18 protein-coding genes are annotated in these 19003 nt (G+C 36.6%); 15 read left to right on the plus strand and 3 right to left on the minus strand.

Features of this window, described 5'->3' with window-relative positions; genetic code table 11:
- Positions 1-16 precede the first annotated feature (16 nt).
- Positions 17-376: a ribosome silencing factor gene (gene rsfS, locus C1A05_RS04300; RefSeq protein WP_102026961.1), complete on the plus strand. Its 360-nt coding sequence runs from the start codon at positions 17-19 to the stop codon at positions 374-376.
- A gap of 5 nt (positions 377-381) precedes the next feature.
- A complete protein-coding gene (locus C1A05_RS04305; RefSeq protein WP_102026962.1) occupies positions 382-1125 on the plus strand; it encodes a class I SAM-dependent DNA methyltransferase in 744 nt (247 codons plus the stop codon).
- 240 nt (positions 1126-1365) lie between these two features.
- Here the strand turns inward: C1A05_RS04305 and comER are convergent, their stop codons facing one another.
- Complete coding sequence (comER, locus tag C1A05_RS04310; protein ID WP_102026963.1) at positions 1366-2187, minus strand: late competence protein ComER; 822 nt, start codon at positions 2185-2187, stop codon at positions 1366-1368.
- Between the two features lie 85 nt (positions 2188-2272).
- On the opposite strand from comER, the gene C1A05_RS04315 reads away from it, so the two are divergent.
- From C1A05_RS04315 to C1A05_RS04325, 3 genes are all read left to right on the plus strand, one after another.
- The gene (locus C1A05_RS04315) at positions 2273-2881 is read left to right on the plus strand and encodes a helix-hairpin-helix domain-containing protein (RefSeq protein WP_102026964.1); all 609 of its coding nucleotides are present in this window, start codon (positions 2273-2275) and stop codon (positions 2879-2881) included.
- Between the two features lie 87 nt (positions 2882-2968).
- Positions 2969-3538, plus strand: a complete 570-nt coding sequence (locus C1A05_RS04320; RefSeq protein ID WP_102026965.1) for a ComE operon protein 2 — start codon at positions 2969-2971, stop codon at positions 3536-3538.
- A gap of 12 nt (positions 3539-3550) precedes the next feature.
- Positions 3551-5815, plus strand: coding sequence for a DNA internalization-related competence protein ComEC/Rec2 (locus tag C1A05_RS04325; protein ID WP_102026966.1), 2265 nt, complete (start codon positions 3551-3553; stop codon positions 5813-5815).
- Positions 5816-5940: 125 nt separating this feature from the next.
- On the opposite strand, the gene C1A05_RS04330 is transcribed toward C1A05_RS04325, so the two are convergent.
- Positions 5941-6075, minus strand: a complete 135-nt coding sequence (locus tag C1A05_RS04330; protein WP_102026967.1) for a YqzM family protein — start codon at positions 6073-6075, stop codon at positions 5941-5943.
- A gap of 359 nt (positions 6076-6434) precedes the next feature.
- Between C1A05_RS04330 and holA the strand changes: the two genes are divergently transcribed.
- A complete protein-coding gene (holA, locus tag C1A05_RS04335) occupies positions 6435-7469 on the plus strand; it encodes a DNA polymerase III subunit delta (RefSeq protein ID WP_159461997.1) in 1035 nt (344 codons plus the stop codon).
- A gap of 35 nt (positions 7470-7504) precedes the next feature.
- Here the strand turns inward: holA and rpsT are convergent, their stop codons facing one another.
- Positions 7505-7765 (minus strand): 30S ribosomal protein S20, encoded by a 261-nt coding sequence (rpsT, locus tag C1A05_RS04340; RefSeq protein WP_102026969.1) that lies wholly within the window; start codon positions 7763-7765, stop codon positions 7505-7507.
- 185 nt (positions 7766-7950) lie between these two features.
- On the opposite strand from rpsT, the gene gpr reads away from it, so the two are divergent.
- The 9 genes from gpr (at position 7951) to dnaJ (ending at position 18995) form a co-directional block, all read left to right on the plus strand.
- Complete coding sequence (gpr, locus tag C1A05_RS04345; RefSeq protein ID WP_373419459.1) at positions 7951-9069, plus strand: GPR endopeptidase; 1119 nt, start codon at positions 7951-7953, stop codon at positions 9067-9069.
- Positions 9070-9150: 81 nt separating this feature from the next.
- Positions 9151-10335 carry a stage II sporulation protein P gene (gene spoIIP, locus C1A05_RS04350; protein WP_102026970.1) on the plus strand — a complete coding sequence of 395 codons (1185 nt, stop codon included), beginning with the start codon at positions 9151-9153 and terminating at the stop codon, positions 10333-10335.
- A gap of 5 nt (positions 10336-10340) precedes the next feature.
- Positions 10341-10694 carry a DUF3679 domain-containing protein gene (locus tag C1A05_RS04355; protein WP_102026971.1) on the plus strand — a complete coding sequence of 118 codons (354 nt, stop codon included), beginning with the start codon at positions 10341-10343 and terminating at the stop codon, positions 10692-10694.
- Positions 10695-10838: 144 nt separating this feature from the next.
- Positions 10839-12650 carry a translation elongation factor 4 gene (gene lepA / locus C1A05_RS04360; protein WP_373419460.1) on the plus strand — a complete coding sequence of 604 codons (1812 nt, stop codon included), beginning with the start codon at positions 10839-10841 and terminating at the stop codon, positions 12648-12650.
- Between the two features lie 137 nt (positions 12651-12787).
- Positions 12788-13936, plus strand: a complete 1149-nt coding sequence (gene hemW / locus C1A05_RS04365) for a radical SAM family heme chaperone HemW (protein ID WP_102026973.1) — start codon at positions 12788-12790, stop codon at positions 13934-13936.
- Between the two features lie 90 nt (positions 13937-14026).
- The gene (gene hrcA, locus C1A05_RS04370; protein ID WP_102026974.1) at positions 14027-15058 is read left to right on the plus strand and encodes a heat-inducible transcriptional repressor HrcA; all 1032 of its coding nucleotides are present in this window, start codon (positions 14027-14029) and stop codon (positions 15056-15058) included.
- Between the two features lie 142 nt (positions 15059-15200).
- Positions 15201-15836 carry a nucleotide exchange factor GrpE gene (grpE, locus tag C1A05_RS04375; protein ID WP_234998334.1) on the plus strand — a complete coding sequence of 212 codons (636 nt, stop codon included), beginning with the start codon at positions 15201-15203 and terminating at the stop codon, positions 15834-15836.
- Between the two features lie 34 nt (positions 15837-15870).
- A complete protein-coding gene (gene dnaK, locus C1A05_RS04380; protein ID WP_102026975.1) occupies positions 15871-17697 on the plus strand; it encodes a molecular chaperone DnaK in 1827 nt (608 codons plus the stop codon).
- A gap of 176 nt (positions 17698-17873) precedes the next feature.
- Complete coding sequence (gene dnaJ, locus C1A05_RS04385) at positions 17874-18995, plus strand: molecular chaperone DnaJ (protein ID WP_102026976.1); 1122 nt, start codon at positions 17874-17876, stop codon at positions 18993-18995.
- The last annotated feature ends 8 nt before the right edge of the window (positions 18996-19003 follow it).

The raw sequence follows: 19003 nt of genomic DNA on the forward strand, positions 1-19003 counted from the left end.
GAGGGATTTCAAGTAGATGAATAGTAAAGAACTTTTAGAGCTTGCTGTAAAAGCATGTGATTCCAAACGAGCAGAAAATATCATAGCACTTGATATGAAAGAGGTTTCCTTAATTGCTGATTATTTTTTAATTTGTCATGGTAATAATGAACGACAAGTACAAGCGATTGCTAGAGAAGTAAAAGATCAAGCTGAAGAATTGGGTCTGGAAGTAAAAAAAATCGAAGGCTTTGATCACGCAAGGTGGGTGCTTGTAGATTTAGATTTTGTCGTATGTCATATCTTTCATAAAGATGAACGTAGCTATTACAATTTGGAAAGACTTTGGGGCGATGCAGATAGCGTCTTAGATGAAAATCTAAAGCTAAAAGGGTAAGCATTATGGAATCATATCGTACCTTTGCCCATATTTATGACACATTGATGGAAGATGCACCATATGAAGATTGGATACATTTTACGGAACACTTTGTTAAAAAGTATAATGCTGGAAAATCAATTATTGATTTAGGATGTGGTACAGGGGAAATATCCATCCGATTTGCCCAGCTTGGATATGATGTGACCGGGGTTGACCTGTCTACGAATATGCTTGCTATTGCGAATCAAAAGGCACAAGAGCAAAATGTCCCAATCATGTGGATTCACCAAAATATGATTGAACTAGAGACTCCAAATCAGTATGACATTGCAGTAAGTTATTGTGATGTAATCAATTATCTCACAGATATAGAGGATGTTAGACGAAGCTTTTTAAACGTTCATCAAACGCTGAAAGAGGATGGATTATTTTTGTTCGATGTCCACTCCGAGCATTATGTGAATGAATTTTTGGCTAATCAAACATTTGCTGAGGTTCGTGATGAGGTATCGTATGTCTGGTTTTGTGATCAAGGTGAAGAGGAATCCTCTGTTGAACATAATCTTACCTTTTTTATTAAAAAGAAAGAGGAATTTTATGAACGATATGATGAGTATCATTATCAGCGTACGTTTCCAATCTCGGTTTATAAGAAACTAGTAGAGGAATCTGGATTTGAATTAATCGGATTGCATTCTGATTTTTCAACAGACTCTTTCCATGAATCAGGCGACCGGATTTTTTTTGTTTGTAAGAAACGATAGAGCAATAACATTTTAATTGGGAACATAGGCATCGCCTATGTTTCCGTTTTTAGTTAATAGAGCGATTTTCGGGAACATAGCGAGCCTCTATGTTCCCGTTTTTTATACCAGCTTTAAATTCCTAAAATCTCACCAGTAATAACTCAAAAAAAGCAGGTAAAATCATTTGTCATGATCTTACCCACTTTTTCTAGATAAATAATTTTTATAAAAAGCAGGAGATAACAAAATTTTGTCGAATTAAGTTGGTAGTTGTTGGCTAACGCCAGATTTATCTTCGCCGTACTTTTCATGTGTTGCTTCTAGAACATGAAGAAAAAGATCTCCTAGCTCCTCATCCAATACCTTTAAGCCTGCTCCTGTAACGCCACCTTTAACCGTCACCTTTTCTTGAAGGGTTTCCAAAGTGTAATAACCTTCCTCCAGTAACTTTCCAAATCCAATTATCATCTGTTCTGCGAGTTTGTATCCCTTTTCTACTTCTAAATTTGCATATTCCTTTGCGGCTTTAATAAAGGATTGCAATAAATAGCTAATAAATGCTGGTCCGCATGAAACGATATCGGATGATACACGGGTAATCGATTCATCTATATCTACAGGATTAGAAAATAATTTTAAACTTTGGATAAGATAGGCTTTAAGTGTTTCGTCCATTTTGTCACTAAATGTAGTTAACGTAACCCCAAATCCTGCTCTATTTGTAATGCTTGGAATTACTCTTCCCGTCTGACATGGAACTACAGTTTCAAGTTCCTCAATTGACACTGGACTCGTAATGGAAATGATACAGTGGTTTTCATGTATATAAGGCTTTAATTGCTTGAGTAATGGTAATACTTGCAACGGTTTAACGCAAATAAAAATAATATCTGTATTTTTTACAACTTTATCAGCAGTTGTACAAACGTTCAGCTTGGAATAACGATCTTTTATATCAAAAGCCTTTGCTAAAGTTCGATTGTGAATCCAAATGTTTTCTTCATCGACGACATTTTTTGAAACCCAGGCATCAATAAGAATACTACCCATATTCCCGGTACCAATGACTCCCCATCTCACTTTACGATCCCTCCTTTATGCGTCCTAGTGTTTCTCCTATATGTGTATGTTACGGAAATAAAAATATGAAAGAAGGAATGATGATATGAAGGGAAAACGTCATTTATATGTTAAGTTAAGTATCTCCATACTAGGTCTTGCTATCTTTATCTTTATTATCTATTCCTCAACAGGTTCAAAGGGGGAAATCGTACATGACTCTTTTCATACCAATGATTTGAATAAGCAGGCCATATCTGAAGCTACCGATTCCGCAAGCAGTGGGGAATTACAGGAGAATGTTGTGGTAGACGTAAAAGGTGCAGTTTCAAAGCCTGGAGTATATGAAATAGACAGTAATGCTCGAGTTCATGAAGTGATTGATATGGCTGGGGGGATGACACAGAGTGCTGATCCCTTATCGATTAATTTAGCTGAGCGAGTATACGATGAAATGACAATTGTTGTTTTAGAAGAAGGTGCAGAGATAAAGCAGGATGGGGGTGGGAATGTTAGCAATCCTAGAATAAAATTAAATACAGCAACAAAAGAAGAAATAGTGAACTTACCTGGAATCGGACCCGTAAAGGCGGATGCAATCCTTCAATATCGTGATGAATTTGGACCGTTTCAGCAAGAGGAGGATTTATTGAATGTCAGTGGGATAGGTGAAAAAACGTTAGAACAATTAAAGGAATACATTCGAGTTCCTTAAGAAAGAGAATGTTCTGAATGTGTCATTTACGGACAATTCATGCCGTGCTAAACTAGTATTATGTCAAAAAAGGGGTGTGTTTGTAGAATGGAGAGAATACCTTGGAATCAGTATTTTATGGCACAAAGCCATTTGCTTGCATTAAGAAGTACGTGTGAACGATTAATGGTTGGAGCGACAATTGTTCGTGATAAACGGATTATTGCTGGTGGATATAATGGTAGTGTATCTGGTGGTGTCCATTGTATTGATGAAGGCTGTTATGTAATTGATGGTCATTGTGTGCGTACGGTTCATGCAGAAGTAAATGCACTACTTCAATGTGCTAAATTTGGTGCACCAACAGATGGGGCAGAAATTTATGTTACCCATTTTCCATGTCTTCAATGTTGTAAAGCGATTATACAAAGTGGAATTAAACGCGTCGTTTATGCAGAAGATTACAAAAATCATCCATATGCTGTAGAGCTCTTTAAGGAAGCTTCCGTTCAAGTCGAGAAGGTAGAGTTAGACCATGTGCATATTGATACGAATCCGGTTGAGAAAGTGGAATTCTTCTCCAAGATGCTACATTTCCTTGAGGATAAGGGAGTATCAAATGAGGACCTTCAGGGCTTACGCTTGCAAGCAGATAAGCTTTTTGCCAACCTTGATTAATAGGGTACGTATATGAAAGGAAAATGGCACATAATTGTTGTGTGCGCCTTATTTTCAATCTGGAATAAGGCGCATTGGTTATGGTTTGGCTTTGTTTTATTTAGTTGCTTATTTTTATGGTTCATAAAGCGAAAAGCTCCCTTATCTTTTCTACTCCTTTTCGCTTTTACCTTTCTTTGGTTCAGCTTTTTGCCCTCCCAACCTTCCTCATTTTTAAGCGATTCAACATTTATCGGCCGTTCGCAAACGGTACAAGGTAAAATTGTGCAACATCCGGAAGTAAGTGAAACGAAAATGGAGTTTGTTTTAAAGGAAAAGGTAACGAAAGAGAAGATTTATGTAACGATCAATACAGAAGATGTTGCTTTGTATGTGCAACAGTTCCAACATGGTGCGTTTTGCGAAATAAAAGGAACACCACGACTTCCGCAAGTTGCAGGGAATCCCGGGAATTTTGACTATCGAGCGTATTTAAATTCAAAAGGGATTTATCTCCAGTTGAACACAGACCTCTCGAAAACCTTTTGTAAGGGGGAGAGTATTTTAGCAACACCATACGCCATAAAAGATACATTTTTATCTTACCTTTCCTCTACATATAGCAAGGACACCATTCAATGGATACAGGCTCTTTTGTTTGGAAATAAAGATTACTTGTCCAAAGACGTAATAGAGCAGTTTCAATATTGGAACCTGTCCCATATCCTCGCAATTTCTGGTTTACACGTAGGATTAATCATTGGTTTATTGTATTTCTTTTTAACGAAAATTTTAGGGCTAACGAAAGAAAAAGGTAAAATAATCTTAATCATTATTTTGCCGATTTATGCTTTATTTGCTGGAAGTCAACCTCCAGTATTAAGGGCAGTTGTAATGGCGGAAATATTATTTTTAACTTCTTTTTTTCAAAAGAAATGGCCAATAACAGATGTTATCAGTATCACAGCATTATGTTTTATTTTCTTAGATCCTAAGCTAATAGAACAAATGAGCTTTCAATTTTCTTTTCTCGTCACATATGCTTTAGTACTTTCTAAAAATATTCTAATCCAACAACGATCTTACTTTTGGAATAGTGTTTATATAAGCTTCATAAGCCAGCTTGTATTACTTCCTCTACAACTGAGCGCCTTTTATTATGTAAGTCCACTTTCGCTATTTAGTAACCTCTTATTTGTTCCGTATTTTTCGGTTGTTGTTATTCCTATTTGTTTAATCGCAACGATTCTGTCTTGGCTCCCTTCTTTTCCGATAATTATTAATCCTATCTTTTCATTCCATCAAGATTTGATTTCTTTTTCTATCCGGTTACTTGATTCGCTACAGTTTATTTGGGTAATTGGTAAAATTTCTTTTCCTATATTCGTACTCTACTTTGTTATGTATTTCCTTTTTATGAAAAAGCTTGAACAGAAGCAACTAGTGAAAGCCTTTCTTTATGGAATTATTTTGATAGTGTTATTAATTGCAGAACAATTAAAACCATACTTAAATCCCTACGGAACGATTACAATGCTTGATGTTGGACAAGGAGATACCATCGTAGTGGAATTACCGTATCGTAAAGCAGTTCTACTGATTGATGCAGCAAAAGAGAACCATTTTAGTGAGGGAGAACTTAGTAACGAAAATAATACAGCCAAATATCAAATTCAACCGTTTCTTTGGTCGAAAGGAATTAAAACAATTGATCATATCGTTATTACCCACGAGGATGTAGACCATATGGGGAGTTTAGATTATGTGATGGAGCATTTTCAAGTTGGTTCTGTTTATGTTAGTCCATATGTGGATATGAAATTAGATAAGGAAAAGAAACAGACCCTAACTGCTGGAGATATGTTACAAATAGACGAATATAAACTTTATGTGTTACATCCTGACAACCAAGCAGACAATAAAAATGATAACTCCATCGTATTGTTAGGCACTTTTGGAGGAGCAACATTTTTATTTACTGGGGACATTAGCTCGAAAATAGAAGAGGAGATTGTGCGAAAATACAAACCTCCAGTTGATGTATTAAAAGTAGCTCATCACGGAAGTAAACATTCAACCTCACAGGCATTTTTAAAAGAGATAAGTCCAGAGGTTGCGCTCATTTCAGCTGGGAAATTTAATCTTTACGGTCACCCATCGACGGAGACAATCGAAAGACTTAAGGAGGAGAAAGTGCACGTTTTTAGAACGGATCTCAACGGAGCAATCACATATAAATTTAATCATAATCATGGAACCTTTTATCCGTGGATTCCATATGATACCGTAGGAAAGTAAAAAAGAGAGACAACCGAATTGTCTCTCTTTATTCAGCATTTATCACAAGACAAATGCCCAATCTGTTCATCATTGGTGATGAAAAATGAAACCTTATGTAATTTCCGTAACCATACTTAATTAGATTAACGTCCTACAACTTCAAAAACTGTTCCAATAAAGAAAATGACTAAAAAGAAAATTGTAGAGAAGGCAAACCCTTTAATGGAGTCTACAACATCGTTATTTTTTGAGCTAATATTTTTTTCGAATTCGTTCACGAAAAACCCCTCCTATATCATTTCCTAGTATAAGCGATTTTTTTGGAAAAATCTATATGAATAATAAAAGTTCACAATTCATTACCATATCTTGCTTTGTCAAGACTTAACACCTATATTTCACCTTAATTTATCACAATCTATACTCGAAAGCAAATATCGTTCGAAAGACAGTTTCCCGGGACTGGTGTTTCGGACGTTCATATAGATTTTGGGGGAAATGTCATGACATTTCCCTCTTTATTTACGTTTAATTCCTCTTCATATGACCCACAAAGGACTTTCGTTTTTTTCTTGTTTTCAACAAAAATAAACCATATAGTTAATATAGAATGACGAATTATGATGGAGTGGAAAAAATGTCCTATTTTGATGTGGTAGAAGAAATAAAAAAGAAAAAGTTTTATCCGATATATTTATTATTTGGAAGCGAATCCTATTTAATACAAGATCTTGAACAGAAATTAATTAAAAGCATTATTGATGAGCCAGAGCATGGTCTAAATTTCTCTACACTTGATTTAGAGGAAACCCCTATACAGGAAGCAATTCTCGATGCAGAAACCTTTCCCTTTTTTGGAGAAAAGAAAATTTTGCTTTTAAAAAATGCATCGATTTTTAAAGCGAATCCAGATAAAACGAAAGTAGAGCACAATTTAAAGGTTTTAGAAGATTATCTTGTGGATCCCGTTGACCACACCGTTGTTATTTTTGTTGCTCCTTATGAAAAAGTGGATGAACGGAAGAAGATTGTAAAACGAATGAAGGAGACTGGAAAGGTGGTAAAATGTGATCCACCCAAGGAATGGGAAGTGCAAAAGTGGATCAATATGTTGGCTAGTCAGCTAGGTGTACATATCGATGAGCAAGGGTCCAATGTGTTATTGGAGGAAGTTGGTACAGACCTTATGGCGATAAGTAAGGAAATTGAAAAATTTGCAAGTTACGTTGGGGAAAACAAGCAAATTACAAAAGAGGTTGTAGAAAACCTGGTATCTAGACATGTGGAATCATCTGCTTTTAAAATGGTGGATGCGGTTATGAACAAGAATTTAGGGGAAGCGATTGGTATTTTTAAGGAATTAACGAAGCGAAAAGAAGAACCGATTGCACTACTAGCGTTATTTGCAAGCCAGTTACGGTTGATTTTACAATGTAAATTATTAAAAAATAAAGGGTATACAAGCCAGCAGATGAGTAAGCAAGTGAAGGCTCATCGCTATGCGGTGAAAATGGCTCTAGAACGAGAGAAACATTTTAGTTTGAATCAATTATATGAAATGATTACGGTATTAGCTAAAACCGACGAACAAATGAAACGTGGAGAAGTGGAAAAAGAGCTAGCTTTTGAATTATTGCTTCATAACTTAACAACAGTAGCTAAAGTAAAGTAAAAAAACGATCCTATCAATTAGGATCGTTTTTTGTATTAAAGCGCGTTAACTTTTTTAGTTAGACTAGCTTTTTTACGGTCACCATTGTTTTTATGAATGATTCCCTTTTGAACGGCTTTATCAATATTGCTGATTGCAACTTTTAGAGAAGCTTTAGCTTCATCAGCATTGTTTTCGTTAACAAGAGCTTCTACACGTTTAATAGAAGAACGCATTTCGGATTTAAACGATTGGTTATTCGTACGGCTGTCTTCGTTAACTCTTACACGTTTAATAGCAGATTTAATGTTTGGCATTATTTTCACCTCCTGAAGAAGCTTACGGTATTTCAATTTACCAAAAGTCATTTTACCAAAGCTAGTACAAGTTTTCAATAGGAAGTGTCAAGAAATTCTGCTTGCCATGCATCGAAAGTATAAAGTTTTTTGCCATTGGAAACCCTTTTATACTAAATAGGGAAAATTTTGGAGGGTCTTTCGAAATGGCAAATAAAGAGAAAAAGAACGAAATGGAAGAAATGTATCAGGTACGAACAGATTTAGCAATTGAAGCAAGAGATATGTTTGTAGAAAAGCAAGAGGTACGAACAGAGGATATTAAAGGTGTTGTCGTTAAGGAACGTAAAGAAGGAGATATAAAAGTAACCTATGTTGAGATTGATGAGGAAGGTTCCAAGGCAGTCGGAAAAAAGCCTGGAACGTATTTAACTATTGAAACTCAAAGTATTCGTCAACATGATACAGATGCACAAACAGAAACGGCAAATGTTCTTGCACATGAATTAGAAAAATTTCTAGAGATTTGTAACATAAAAAAAGATGCATCTTGTTTAGTTGTAGGACTTGGTAATCGAAATGTTACACCTGATGCGCTTGGGCCAGAAACAACAGAGCGCTTACTTGTAACCAATCATTTGTTTGAACTACATCCAGAATATGTGAGCGAAGGTTATCGACCTGTTTCTGCGATTTCCCCTGGTGTTATGGGAGTAACAGGAATTGAAACGAGTGAAACGATTTTTGGGATTATAAACCAAGTAAAACCAGATTTTGTTATCGCTATTGATGCACTAGCTTCACGGTCCATAAACCGGGTGAATGCAACCATTCAGGTATCGGATACAGGTATCCATCCAGGATCTGGTGTTGGGAATAAAAGAAAGGAATTAAGTGAGGAAGCTTTAGGAATACCGGTAATTTCCATAGGAGTCCCTACAGTAGTAGATGCTGTAACAATTACGAGCGATACAATTGATTATATTTTAAAGCATTTTGGCAGAGAGATTAAGGATCAAGATAAGCCAGCGAGGTCCTTAACACCAGCTGGATTAACATTTGGTGAAAAAAGAGAATTAACAGATGAAGACCTGCCAGAAATAGAGCAACGGAAAACCTTTTTAGGAGTAATTGGGGGATTACCTGAGGATGAAAAGCGCCAATTAATAAAAGAGGTACTGGCACCATTAGGTCATAATTTAATGGTTACCCCGAAGGAAGTAGATGGTTTTATTGAAGATATGGCAAACCTATTAGCAAATAGTATAAATGCCGCATTGCATGATGCTGTCCGTAAAGAGAATAAAGAAAATTATACAAAATAACAAAGAGGTTGTTCTATTTTCTCTAAGTACTCCATATAGATTTAATAGAGTTACTAGAATGGAGTCTTAGGAGATGGGGCAATGAAATATAAGAAACACACGCATGCAAACAAGGATAAGTGGAAGGCTTTCTATCAAGGGACAATGGTGTTAGTTGTCGCAACGATTTGTCTCTATGTATTGATTGGCTTTTTAACATCTATTAAGCCGAGTCTTCGCTTGTCTTCCTCCACGTTAAATGAATGGACAGAGGAAATTGACGGGTCTATGTTTTTATACTTATTCAGTCAAGAAAATCGGCTTTTTGAGCAAGCATATCCAGAAGGAATGGATCATATTAATTGGTCCTCGTTACTTTTTGAAACGGCTACTAATATAAGACCTGATGATGTTCGCTCCTTGTTAGGCAGAGAACTACCTGGCTTTTCATTCTTTGATAGCAAAATTTTAGTTGCGGGAGAAGGAACGGATTATACGACCTTACCGATAGAATCATCTCCACCTATAGAAGCGATAGCAAAAGATAAAGAAACAGTAGTAGATAACATTGAGGAAGAAAAACCAGAAGAGCCAAAGGAGGAAGAACCACCTTTAACTACAGAGGACCGAGATGTTGTATTTGTATATTCCACTCATAATAGAGAATCCTTCTTACCTCATATAGAAGGTGGGAAAGTGGCAGATGATGCTTTCCACTCTGAAGTAAATATAACGATGGTAAATGACCGTTTTGTAGAGGCTCTAGAGAAAAATGGTATCGGAGCGGTTGCAGATGAAACGGACATCTACAATAACCTAGTTAAGAACGGGATGGAATACTGGCAATCCTATGATGCTGCTAGACCTGTTGTGCAAAATGCACTGAAGACTAATAAAGATATACAATATTTGTTTGATTTCCATCGTGATGCGGTTGGTGGAGACGTTACAACCAAAGAAATTAATGGAAAGTCCTATGCGAGGTTAATGTTTGTAATAGGTGGAGAAGTCGAGAACTTTGAGCAAAACTATCAGCTAGCTGATAAGCTTCATAAACTTCTTAATGAAAAATACCCAGGAATAAGCCGCGGGGTAATTAAAAAAGAAGGCGCTACTACTAACGGTAAGTTTAACCAGGACTTATCAGAACAAGCTATACTAGTTGAATTTGGTGGAGTTGACAACGATTTTAATGAGCTTTATCGGACAGCGGATGCCTTTGCTGAAGTGTTTAGTGAGTTTTATTGGGATGCGGAAAAAGTAGATGGGGAACCTTCAGGGAGCTGATTTAAATGATACGTTATACAATCACTTTCTTCATAATGATTATCCTTTTTCTTGGTGGAGTCATTTTAGGCTTTAACCAAGCTGGTGAAGGAATGGATGAGGTAAGAGGTACAAATGAACCAACGTATGATGCACTTCAAGTATCTCAAAATGAGAATGGTCAAAATGAAGTAGAAGTATTAGGACAACGTTTCCAGCAGCAAGAAACGCTAGAGCAAAAAAAGGAAGAATATACAAATATTCAAGAAGACTTTATTACAGAAAAAATAGCAGCTGTTGTGGAAACAAGTGTTCAGTGGTTGTTTAACGTTATCATTGATGTTTTTTATCAAATAACACAATTATTTTATAAAAGCTAACAGTCATCATGGATTGTTAGCTTTTTGTTCTACTATTTAGAGGTTTAGGATAATCAGGTCCAATATATTTTCAATTGAATCTTACAATTCCAATTGCTATAATCTAAGCTAGCATTGTGTGTTTAATTACAGGAGTTGAGCATTTTGTCAAAACGGAAACAAGAAAACATTAGAAATTTTTCAATCATTGCCCATATTGATCACGGAAAATCTACTTTAGCCGATCGCATACTAGAAAAAACAAAAGCCTTAACACAAAGAGAGATGAAAGAGCAGTTTTTAGATGCGATGGATTTAGAGCGTGAACGTGGAATTACCATTAAGTTAAATGCTGTTCAACTAAAATATAAAGCAAAAGATGAGGAAGAATATACTTTTCATTTAATCGATACTCCAGGACATGTGGATTTTACATATGAGGTATCTCGAAGCTTAGCTGCTTGTGAAGGAGCGATTTTAGTTGTTGATGCAGCACAAGGGATTGAAGCACAAACATTAGCAAACGTATATTTAGCGATGGATAACGATTTAGAAATTGTTCCGGTTATTAATAAAATTGATTTACCAAGTGCCGACCCAGATCGTGTCAAACAAGAAATCGAGGATGTTATTGGAATTGATGCCGAAGATGCAATCCTAGCTTCTGCGAAAGCAGGTATAGGGATTGAGGAAATTCTAGAACAAATTGTAAAACAGATTCCTCCTCCAGATGGAGACCCTGAAGCACCATTAAAAGCATTGATTTTTGATTCCTTGTACGATCCTTATCGTGGAGTTGTTGCTTATATCCGCGTTAAAGAAGGTAGTGTAAAAGTCGGGGATCAGATTAAAATGATGGCTACTGGTAAAACCTTTGAAGTAAATGAGGTTGGGGTATTTAATCCAAAGCCTGTTCAATTAAAAGAACTTTCTGTAGGCGATGTAGGGTATTTAACGGCATCGATTAAAAATGTAAGTGATTCCCGAGTTGGTGATACCATTACGCTAGCTAATAATCCAGCAGCAGCGCCATTACCAGGGTATAAACGCTTAAACCCGATGGTGTATTGTGGTTTATTCCCTGTTGATGCCAGCCAATACAATGATTTACGTGAGGCATTGGAGCGATTAGAGCTAAATGATTCTGCATTACAATATGAAGCGGAAACATCTCAAGCACTAGGGTTTGGATTCCGTTGTGGATTTTTAGGTTTGCTTCACATGGAAATTATCCAAGAGCGTATTGAGCGCGAGTTTAATATTGACCTCATTACAACTGCACCTAGTGTTATTTACGAAGTAGAGCAAACAGACGGTGAGATCGTAAAAATTGACAACCCATCCTTAATGCCTGACCCACAAACGATTCACGAAATTCGAGAACCATATGTGGATGCAAAAATAATGGTGCCTAACGATTATGTAGGAGCCGTAATGGAAATTTGTCAGCGTAAACGTGGCGATTTTATTGATATGCAATATTTAGATGAAAACCGGGTAAATGTCATGTATGATTTACCGTTATCTGAAATTGTATATGATTTCTTTGATCAGTTAAAATCTCATACTAAAGGATATGCATCCTTCGACTACGAGCTTAAAGGGTATAAACCATCCAGACTATCCAAAATGGATATTATGCTAAATGGTGAGAAAATCGATGCCTTGTCCTTTATCGTTCATAAAGATTTTGCCTATGAACGTGGAAAAGTAATTGTAGAAAAACTAAAGAAAATCATCCCAAGACAGCAATTTGAAGTACCTGTCCAAGCTGCAATTGGAAATAAAATCATTGCACGCTCCAACATCAAAGCAATGCGTAAAAACGTATTATCCAAATGCTATGGTGGAGATATTTCACGTAAACGTAAATTGTTGGAGAAACAAAAAGAAGGTAAAAAGCGGATGAAGATGATTGGTAAAGTAGAAGTACCGCAGGAAGCATTTATGTCCGTGCTTCAAATGGATGAGGATTAAAAATAGCATGAAGTAGAAGCCGCAGGAAACTCTCTTGCGGTTTCGTTTTTTAACCCAATTAGAATACGTCAGAATGATACTTACACAAAAACAATAGATTTATAGCGCCTGCGCTTTAATTGGAAAGAGTGATATCCGTGATTCAAGCAGTATATATTCACATACCATTTTGTCATGAAATATGTCATTACTGTGATTTTACAAAAAACTATTATAACGAAACGGTTGCAGATCAATATTTAGATGCCCTTCATAAAGAAATGCATATGTATATTGGAAACGAGAAGAAAAAGGTTCGTACGATTTATATTGGTGGAGGTACACCAACAAGTCTCTCGGATAAACAGTTCCGTCGATTATTATCTATAGTGAACCAATATTTTGAAGTAAGCGCGAATCTCGAGTTTACAGTAGAAGCAAACCCAGGTGAATTTTCGCAGGAAAAAATGAAAATGCTACAGCAATTTGGGGTAAATCGTATTTCTCTTGGAGTTCAAGTTCTAGATGACGAGTTTTTAAAAATGTTAAACCGTAATCATAAAGTAATCGATGTAGAAAGAACTGTTGAGGGTTTGCATCAAAATGATATGCACAACATAAGCATGGATTTTATATATGCATTACCAAATCAAACACTAGAACATTTTCATCATACTTTGAAGCAAGCTATTGGATATAATCTTCCTCACTATTCTGCTTATGCTTTACAAATTGAACCGAAAACAGTTTTTTATATGCGATATAAAAAAGGGAAGCTCTCGAAGCCACCTGAAGAAATAGAGGCTTTGATGTATGAAACGCTTGTAGAAGAAATGGAAATAGCGGGCCTACACCACTATGAAATAAGTAACTTTGGTAAGCCAGGATTTGAAAGTCAGCATAATCTAACCTATTGGGATAATCAGCATTACTATGGCTTTGGAGCAGGGGCACATGGGTATTTAGCGAATAAGCGAATTGTAAATCTACGTCCCCTAAACCATTATATGAAACGGATTGCCGAAGGAGAGAAGCCGGTCTTACATGAGGAATTAATTACAAAAAAAGAGAAAATTGAAGAAGAAATGTTTCTTGGCCTTCGTAAATCAGAAGGAGTTTCGATTCAAAGATTTTATGATAAATATGATTTAAACATTGAGGATTTATACAAATACGAAGTGGAGATGCTAAAGACAAAAGGATGGTTAGAAGAAGTAAATGGTTACTTAAGGATGACCAAAGATGGAAAGCTATTTGGTAACGATGTTTTTAGTTCCTTTTTATTAGAAGAAGGGGTCAAAATTTAGCTCAATTCATTGACAAGGAGTACCCCTTTTGATAAATTATTATTAGATTTAGCACTCGGAGATATAGAGTGCTAACAGGGGTGATTCATCTTGCTTACTGAAAGGCAATTACTCATTTTACAAGTTATTATTGATGACTTTATTCGTACCGCTCAACCAGTAGGTTCTCGGGCAATTTCCAAAAAAGATGATGTGCAATTTAGCTCAGCTACGATTCGTAATGAGATGGCAGATTTAGAGGAGATGGGTTTTCTAGAGAAAACCCATTCCTCATCAGGGCGAGTTCCTTCTGAAAAAGGATACCGTTTTTATGTGGATCATTTAATGTCACCATTTTACTTATCGATGAATGAACTACATTCAATACGAAGTATGTTTAGTGAAAAGTTGATGGAGTATGAGCGTGTTGTTAGTAATTCGGTTAAGGTCTTATCCGATTTAACAAATTATACTTCCATTATTTTAGGTCCTGAGGTGTTTGAGACAGAATTAAAGCAGCTGCAAATTATTCCGCTCAACAAAAATTCTGCAGTAGCCATTTTAATCACGAACACAGGGCATGTGGAACATCGAACTTTTTCGATCCCAGAAGGCTTAGATCCAACCGATTTAGAAAAAACCGTCAATATTCTAAACGAAAAGTTAAAGGGTGTTCCAATTATTGACCTGAATCGAAAAATTGTAACAGAAGTAGCAACGTTGTTACGAAAGCATACGAGGAATTTCGAGAGTGTTTATCAGTTTGTAAAGGCAACTGTCATGAACCAACAGCCTCAAAATCTCTATATAGGTGGAAAAACGAATATACTACTTCAGCCAGAATTTAAAGATATTGAAAAAGTTCGGTCTTTGATTTCGATGTTTGATGAAGAGGCTGAAATTGCTCCGATTATACGGGCAAATCAAGCAGGTATTAATGTGGTGATTGGACATGAAAATGAACACGAGGCAATGAATGAATGTAGTTTGATTACAGCCTCCTATTCTTTAGGGCAGGAGCATTTAGGAACAATTGCCTTATTAGGCCCTACTCGTATGGATTACTCGAAAGTGATTTCCTTAATAGATGAGCTGTCACAACAAATGTCAAAAGCATTTAAGTCATGGTATCAAAACTCTTAAACTAGGTTATAGCTATATTATGATGAGCTGCATGGCTATAGGTGATAGTTGAGGTATGAGGGTTTGCAAGAGATTAATATGCGCCCCTCATTCCTTTTGTGTTTGCATCTATACGCACAATACTTTTCAAGAGTAACTTTTAATGTTATATTTTAAACCGTTTGGATATGTAGAAAGAGAGGTGACTGGAATGTCAGAAAAAGAAAAGCAAGAGATAGTAGAGGAAGAAACACTATCAGATGAAATAATAGATAAGGAAACAATAAACAATGAGGCTTCTGAAAATGAAGAAACTCAAAACAATGAAGATGAGAAAGTAAAAGCTCTTCAAGTAGAGCTTGATAATGTTTCGAAAGAGAAAGAAGATTTGTATCAGAAAGTATTAAGAGTACAAGCTGATTTTGATAACTTTCGTAGAAGAACGAAAAAAGAAAAAGAAAATGATTTGAAATATAAATCCCAAGAATTAGCAATGGAGTTACTCCCTGTAGTAGATAACTTTGAACGTGCTTTACAAGTTGAAATAGGGGACGATGTCATGAAAAATTTTGTGGAAGGAATGAACATGATTTATCGTCAGCTAACTACTGCGTTAGATAAAGCAGGTATTGAAGAAATTCCGGCAGAAGGGGAACCTTTTGATCCGAATTTACATCAGGCAGTTATGCAAGTAAACGAAGAAGATAAAGAGTCGAACACGGTAGTGGAAGTTTTACAAAAAGGCTATAAGCTGAAAGATCGTGTTATTCGACCGGCAATGGTTAAAGTAAATCAATAATCAATTACATAGGAAACATAAGGAGGATATTACCATGGGCAAAATTATTGGTATTGACTTAGGAACAACAAACTCATGTGTCGCAGTTATGGAAGGCGGCGAAGCAAAAGTAATTCCAAATCCAGAAGGAAACCGCACAACTCCTTCTGTTGTAGCATTTAAAAATGGAGAAAGACAAGTAGGGGAAGTTGCGAAGCGTCAAGCAATCACGAACCCAAATACAATCCAGTCTATTAAAAGACATATGGGTACAGATTATAAAGAAGAAATTGAAGGTAAAAATTATACACCTCAAGAGGTTTCTGCTATTATTTTACAACACTTAAAATCTTATGCAGAAGATTATTTAGGTGAATCCGTGGATAAAGCGGTTATTACAGTTCCGGCATACTTCAATGATGCAGAGCGTCAAGCTACGAAAGATGCTGGTAAAATCGCTGGCTTGGAAGTAGAAAGAATTATCAACGAGCCTACAGCCGCGGCATTGGCCTATGGAATTAACAAAGAAGAAGATCAAACAGTACTTGTTTACGACCTTGGTGGTGGTACATTTGACGTATCGATTCTAGATATCGGTGATGGTACTTTTGAAGTAGTTGCTACTGCTGGTGATAATCGTCTTGGTGGGGATGACTTTGACCAAGTAATTATCAATCATATGGTAGAAGAATTTAAAAAAGAAAATGGCATTGATTTGTCTAAAGATAAAATGGCGGCACAACGTCTAAAAGATGCTGCTGAAAAAGCGAAAAAAGATTTATCTGGAGTAACACAAACACAAATCTCCCTACCATTTATCACTGCTGGAGAAGCTGGACCATTGCATCTTGAAATGAACCTAACAAGAGCGAAATTTGAAGAGTTATCAAGTGATCTTGTGGAACGTACAATGGGACCTACTCGTCAAGCAATGCAAGATGCTGGATTGTCTACTAACGATATTGACCAAATTATCCTAGTTGGTGGTTCCACTCGTATTCCTGCCGTTCAAGAAGCAATTCGGAAGGTTATTGGTAAAGAACCTTCTAAAGGTGTAAACCCGGATGAAGTAGTTGCACTTGGAGCAGCAATTCAAGGTGGTGTGTTACAAGGGGATGTAAAAGACGTAGTATTACTAGACGTAACACCTCTATCTCTTGGTATTGAAACAATGGGTGGCGTATTTACAAAGCTAATTGAACGTAATACGACAATCCCAACAAGTCATTCTCAAGTGTTCTCCACTGCGGCAGATAACCAAACTGCAGTAGACATTCATGTATTACAAGGGGAACGCGAAATGGCTGCACACAATAAAACGCTTGGCCGTTTCCAATTAACAGATATTCCTCCAGCTCCTAGAGGAGTACCTCAAATTGAAGTGTCATTTGATATTGATGCAAATGGTATTGTAAATGTTCGTGCAAAAGATTTAGGAACCAACAAAGAGCAATCTATAACAATCAAGTCTTCTTCAGGCCTATCTGATGAAGAAGTAGAACGAATGGTAAAAGAAGCTGAGGAAAATGCAGAGGAAGATAAGAAACGTCGTGAAGAAGTGGAACTACGTAACACAGCAGATCAATTAGTTTTCACTACTGAAAAAACGTTAAAAGACCTTGCAGATAAAGTAACAGAAGATGAGAAAAAACAAGCAGAAGATGCAAAAGAAGAATTGAAAAAGGCATTAGAAGCTAACGATTTAGAGGATATTAAAGCGAAGAAGGAAGCTTTAGAAGAAATTGTTCAAAATCTTACTGTAAAATTATATCAAGAGGCACAACAACAAGCACAAGCGGCTCAAGGCGGAGCACAACAAGGTGCAGATGATCATGTTGTCGATGCAGATTACGAAGAAGTAAAGGATGACGACCAAAAGTAATAAATGGTGAATAGACTTACTTCTATGTATATGTGAAAAAGTCAAAGTCAGGGGTTCTTGACTTTGACTTTTTTTAAGGAAAGGATTTACCCTCTATAATACGAACGCGTTGCACTTTATCCTAAAGGAATGTTAATATTAAATCTATGTGAGAAGATTCGGGAGAGTGATTAGGCTTGAGCAAACGAGATTATTATGAAGTACTTGGTGTATCTAAGGATGCCCCAAAAGAGGAAATAAAAAAAGCTTACCGTAAGCTTGCACGGAAGTACCACCCGGATGTAAACAAAGAGCCGGATGCTGCCGATAAGTTTAAAGAAGTGAAAGAAGCTTATGAAGTTTTGAATAATGAACAGAAGCGTGCACAATATGACCAATTCGGACATGATGGGCCGAATGCACAAGGCTTTGGTGGATTTGATACAGAAGGCTTTGGTGGCTTTGGTGATATTTTTGATATGTTTTTCGGTGGTGGCGGAAGACGTCGTGACCCGAATGCACCAAGACAAGGTGCGGACCTACAATACACGATGGAACTAGATTTTGAAGAAGCCGTTTTTGGTAAGGAAACAGACATTCATATTCCAAAAGAAGAGACATGTGATACATGTAAAGGATCTGGTGCCAAACCTGGTACCTCCCCTGATACATGCTCTCATTGTCATGGTACAGGTCAATTAAATCAAGAGCAAAATACACCGTTTGGTAGAATCGTAAATAAAAGAGCTTGTCATTACTGCCAAGGAACAGGCAAAATCATTAAAAGCAAATGCTCCACTTGTGGTGGTTCTGGAACGGTTAAAAAGCGTAAAAAAATTCATATTACTATTCCAGCGGGTATTGATAATGGACAGCAAATACGTGTTGGTGGACAAGGGGAGCCAGGTGTAAATGGCGGTCCAGCAGGTGATTTGTATGTTGTGATACGTGTACGTCCACATGAATTTTTCGATCGCGAAGGCGATGACATTCATTGTGAGGTACCATTAACTTTTGCACAAGTTGCGTTAGGTGATGAAATTGAAGTTCCAACCGTCCATGGAAAAGTAAAACTGAAAATCCCTCAAGGGACGCAAACAGGCACACATTTCCGTTTAAGAGAAAAAGGAGTGCCAAATGTTCATGGTCGTGGGCAAGGTGATCAACACATTCGAATTAAGGTGATTACACCGAAAAACCTGTCCGATCGTCAAAAAGAGTTATTACGTGAATTTAATGAATTAAGTGGAAATGATACTACGAATGAACAAGGTGACAATCTTTTTCAACGAATGAAAAGAGCTTTTAAAGGCGAGTAATGATTCGC

The organism is Salirhabdus sp. Marseille-P4669, assembly GCF_900240405.1.
Lineage (GTDB): Bacteria > Bacillota > Bacilli > Bacillales > Alkalibacillaceae > OEQK01.

Bases quoted from the DNA above. Each gene is read 5' to 3' on its own strand.
- rsfS (WP_102026961.1), top strand. From the start codon at position 17: ATGAATAGTAAAGAACTTTTAGAGCTTGCTGTAAAAGCATGTGATTCC.
- C1A05_RS04305 (WP_102026962.1), top strand. From the start codon at position 382: ATGGAATCATATCGTACCTTTGCCCATATTTATGACACATTGATGGAA.
- C1A05_RS04315 (WP_102026964.1), top strand. From the start codon at position 2,273: ATGAAGGGAAAACGTCATTTATATGTTAAGTTAAGTATCTCCATACTA.
- C1A05_RS04320 (WP_102026965.1), top strand. From the start codon at position 2,969: ATGGAGAGAATACCTTGGAATCAGTATTTTATGGCACAAAGCCATTTG.
- C1A05_RS04325 (WP_102026966.1), top strand. From the start codon at position 3,551: ATGAAAGGAAAATGGCACATAATTGTTGTGTGCGCCTTATTTTCAATC.
- holA (WP_159461997.1), top strand. From the start codon at position 6,435: ATGTCCTATTTTGATGTGGTAGAAGAAATAAAAAAGAAAAAGTTTTAT.
- rpsT (WP_102026969.1), bottom strand. From the start codon at position 7,765: ATGCCAAACATTAAATCTGCTATTAAACGTGTAAGAGTTAACGAAGAC.
- gpr (WP_373419459.1), top strand. From the start codon at position 7,951: ATGGCAAATAAAGAGAAAAAGAACGAAATGGAAGAAATGTATCAGGTA.
- spoIIP (WP_102026970.1), top strand. From the start codon at position 9,151: ATGAAATATAAGAAACACACGCATGCAAACAAGGATAAGTGGAAGGCT.
- C1A05_RS04355 (WP_102026971.1), top strand. From the start codon at position 10,341: ATGATACGTTATACAATCACTTTCTTCATAATGATTATCCTTTTTCTT.
- grpE (WP_234998334.1), top strand. From the start codon at position 15,201: ATGTTATATTTTAAACCGTTTGGATATGTAGAAAGAGAGGTGACTGGA.
- dnaK (WP_102026975.1), top strand. From the start codon at position 15,871: ATGGGCAAAATTATTGGTATTGACTTAGGAACAACAAACTCATGTGTC.